Below are 3,724 nucleotides of genomic sequence, written 5' to 3' on the forward strand. Positions count from 1 at the left end.
GCTCGATGCGGCGGGCGGCCACGGCCGCCGGGCCGGCCTCGAGCTTGAGGCCGTGCAGCACCAGGCGATCCAGCGGCGCCCCCTCGTGGGCCTCCAGGGTGTAGAAGCCCTGGCGCGCCCCGGCGTCGAGCAGCAGCCCCGTGCCCCAGGGCGAGAGCGCCAGGCCCAGCGCCAGGACGGCCGCCCCCAGCAGGGTGATCGGCAGCAGGATCAGCAGGCGAAGCAGGGCCCAGAGCAGGCTCAGAACTCTGGACCGATGGCGAAGTGGATGCGCCACGCATTGTCCTCGTCGTCGAAGGGGTGAGCGATATCGAAGCGGATCGGGCCCACGGGGGAGATCCAGCGCACGCCGAGGCCGGCACCGGTATTGAGGTCCTCCGGGGCCCACTCCTCGAAGGCGTCGCCGGTGTCGACGAAGGCGGCCCCCCACCAGTTGCCGGTGAGGCGGCGCTGCAGCTCGGCGCTGGCGGTCAGCAGCTGCTGGCCGCCGATCAGGCGGCCCTCCTCGTTGCGCGGCGATAGGCTCTCGTAGGCGTAGCCGCGCACGCTGCGATCGCCGCCGGCGAAGAAGCGCAGCGAGGGCGGGACCTTGTTGAAGTCATCGGTCTCGATGGCCCCGAACTCCACCCCGGTCACCAGACGGATGTCCTCGCCGAACATGCGGATCCAGTGCGACTCGCCGGTCACGCGCAGGAAGTCGGCGTCAGAGCCCCAGAGGCCATCGGAGACCTCGAAGGCGATACGTTGGCGATCGCCCCAGGTGGGGAAGGTCGGGTTGCGGGTGCGGGTACGTGACCAGCTGACGCCGGGATAGAGGATCACCACCTGTTCCGATTCGCCCCCCTGGGTAAAGTCCTCGAAGGTGCTGCGCACGTAGAGGGTCTGCACCCAGTGGTTCTCGAACTCCCAGCGCCGTGCCCCCTCCAGGGTCGCTTCCAGGGAGCGGGTGTCCTGGTTGTCGCGGTGGCGGAAACCGTACTGGAAGCGGTAGCTGTCCCGCAGCGGGTTGTCCAGCGGCATGGCGTAGACGCCGGCGAAGCGCTGCTCCGGCGCCGACAGGAAGAGGTCATGGTCCAGGCTGTGCCCGAAGCGGTTGATCCAGGGCTGGTTCCAGGCGAAACGCAGCCGGGGTCCCACGTCGGTGGCATAGCCCACGCCCACCTCGAACTGGTGGCGGTCGGCCGGGGTCAGGGTGACGTCCACGGGTACCTCCGGCGGACCACGCCGGCTCACCGCGGCGGCGGCATCCACGGCCGCTGTCTCGAGGCGTGGCGGGGTGTCTGCCGCCTCCCCGGAGGCGTCGAGCTCGCCCCACCATCCCGGGGCGTCCTCCTCGTCCACTTGCAGCGCTTCGCCCTCCAACAGCCGGGGGCGCACCGTGATCGAGCCGAACCAGCGGGTCTGGCCAAGGCGCTGATTGTAGCGGGCCAGTTCACCGGCCAGGTAGGGGTCACCTGGGGCGAAGGTCAGCATGTTGCGCAGCCGGTCGGGTTCGATATGGCTGCCGCTGAGGGTGACCTCGCCGAAGCGGTAGCGGGGGCCGCTGTCCAGCGCCAGGTAGAGGCGGGCACTCTCGGCGAAGGGCCGAACCTCCATACGACGATCGGTGAAGCGCCAGTCGAAGTAGCCGCGCTCCAGGGCCAGGTTGGCCAGGCGGGAGCGCAGGCGGTCGTAGGGAGCATGGACCAGCGGGTCGCCCTCGCTGAGGGGAAAGGCGTCGATGGCCTCCTGGAAGGGCGGGTCCTGGCGGGCATCACCGGCCAACCGGAACGACAGGCGCTCGATGGTGACCCGCGGGCCGGGATCGATCACCAGGTCGACGCGCCGCGGCGGGTCACGCTCGTCGAGGCGCAGCTGGATGCTGGGCTCGTAGTAGCCATAGACGCGCATGGCCTCGCGGGTGCGCCGCTGGGTCTCCCCCTCCACGCGGGTGCGGGTGAACTGCTCGGGGTCCAGCGCGTCCAGGTAGTGGCGGATGTTATCGGCCACGGGCCCCTCGATGCCGTCGATGCGCACATCGAGTGCCGCCGCCCAGCTCGGCAGCAGCGCCAGGCCGATCCCCAGAGTCGCGGCTCTCAGGCGTGTACCCACAGGATTCTTCATCTCTCGACGCCTTGCTCTCTGCGACTCGACGGGATGCCAGCGGAGTGCGCCCTGCTGTTCACGGTCAGGCGCGGCTCTCAAGGGCGCAGCGCCTCGAGCCGCGCACTCAGGGCCAGCTGGGTACGGCGCAGCTCGCCGATCTCCGCCTCCAGGGCGGCCAGGCGAGCCGCCCTGGCATCCTCACGTTCACGCTCATCATCCCTGTCCGCGATGACGCCTTCAAGATCCTCGTTGAGCGCGGCCAGGCGCTCGGCCAGCGCATCGCGATGGGTTTCGGCCTCGCCCTCGCCCGCCTCGGCTTCCAGGGTCGACAGCCGATCGTCCAGTGCGGCCAGCCGCTCCCGGTCACGCCGCCGCTCCCCGACCAGCGCGGCCAGGTCATCCCCCTGAGCCTCCAGGGCATCCGCCAGGGCCGCCCGCCCCTCGGCCCCGGCGCGTTCCAGGGCGGCGAGTGAGACCTGGGTCGCCGCCAGCATCGCCTCGAGGCCCGAGGCGAGGTCCTCCTCGAGGACCGCCAGCAGGCCGTCATGGGCCTCGTCGCGCCGCTCCAGGGCCGTCAGGCGACTCTCGATCCGCTCCAGGGTTTCGCCCTCGCCCAGGGCGGTGTCGAAGCGCGCATGGATATTGGACAGCTCGCCCGAGAGGCGAGCCAGCTCCCCCTCCAGGCGCTGGCGCTCCTCCCAGGCGAGATAGCCCCCGCCGCCGACCGCGCCCAGCAGGGCCAGCAGCAGCAGCCAGAGCGGCCAGACCCGCGGCGGCGGCGGGGGGCGTAACCGATAGGGCGACAGACTGGCGTCCGGATCCGGGACGATCGGCCGGGTCTGGGGGCGGTCGTCATGGCGCTCTGCCATGGAGAACTCCTCGTTCGGCGGTGGGCTCGCGGGGGACGGGGTGGAATTGGCGCCCTATCGAGCGGGTGCTATGATGCCGCGGCACCCTGTACAGCGTCGCTGTAGTGTACGGTTTTTTTGCCCCAGGGCGCACGGGGCCCGGCCAACGGAGTGGCCCCTTGAAGTCCAGGCAAGGAATACCCACCATGGATGACTGCTGTAACTCAACCGTGACGACCGAGGAGAACCTGAATGGCATTCGAATTGCCCGCCCTGCCGTATGAGAAGAACGCACTCGAGCCGCACATTTCCGCGGAGACCCTCGAGTACCACTACGGCAAGCACCATCAGGCCTACGTGACCAAGCTCAATGAGCTCACCGAGGGCACCGATGATGCCGGCAAGTCTCTGGAAGAGATCATCAAGTCCTCCTCCGGCGGCCTGTTCAACCAGGCGGCACAGGTGTGGAACCACACCTTCTACTGGCACTGCCTGTCGCCCAACGGAGGCGGCGAGCCCGGCGGCGCCCTGGCCGAGGCCATCAACGCCAAGTTCGGCTCCTTCGAGAAGTTCAAGGAGACCTTCAATGCCAACGCCGTGGCCAACTTCGGCTCCGGCTGGACCTGGCTGATCAAGACCGCCGACGGCGGCGTCGACATCGTCAATACCAGCAATGCCGACACCCCGATCGCCCACGGCCAGACCCCGCTGCTGACCATCGACGTGTGGGAACACGCCTACTACATCGATTACCGCAACGCGCGTCCCAAGTACCTCGAGAACGTCTGGAA

At 69.4% G+C, this 3,724-nt stretch carries 4 protein-coding genes; 1 reads left to right on the plus strand and 3 read right to left on the minus strand.

The window, feature by feature from the left end; genetic code table 11:
* The 3 genes from J5F18_RS11875 to J5F18_RS11885 form a co-directional block, all read right to left on the minus strand.
* Positions 1 to 277 (minus strand): hypothetical protein (locus tag J5F18_RS11875; protein WP_346298834.1); only part of this gene is annotated, 277 nt, incomplete at its 3' end.
* Positions 241 to 2,103 (minus strand): autotransporter assembly complex family protein, encoded by a 1,863-nt coding sequence (locus J5F18_RS11880; protein ID WP_346298835.1) that lies wholly within the window; start codon positions 2,101 to 2,103, stop codon positions 241 to 243. The genes J5F18_RS11875 and J5F18_RS11880, both read right to left, overlap by 37 nt.
* 77 nt (positions 2,104 to 2,180) lie before the next feature.
* Entirely contained in the window at positions 2,181 to 2,954 is a 774-nt protein-coding gene (locus tag J5F18_RS11885; RefSeq protein WP_346298836.1) for a hypothetical protein, read from the minus strand.
* Positions 2,955 to 3,185: 231 nt separating this feature from the next.
* Between J5F18_RS11885 and J5F18_RS11890 the strand changes: the two genes are divergently transcribed.
* On the plus strand, positions 3,186 to 3,724 hold a 539-nt coding region (locus J5F18_RS11890), incomplete at its 3' end, for a Fe-Mn family superoxide dismutase (RefSeq protein WP_346298837.1).

The sequence above is a fragment of the Halomonas sp. BM-2019 genome (assembly GCF_017584085.1).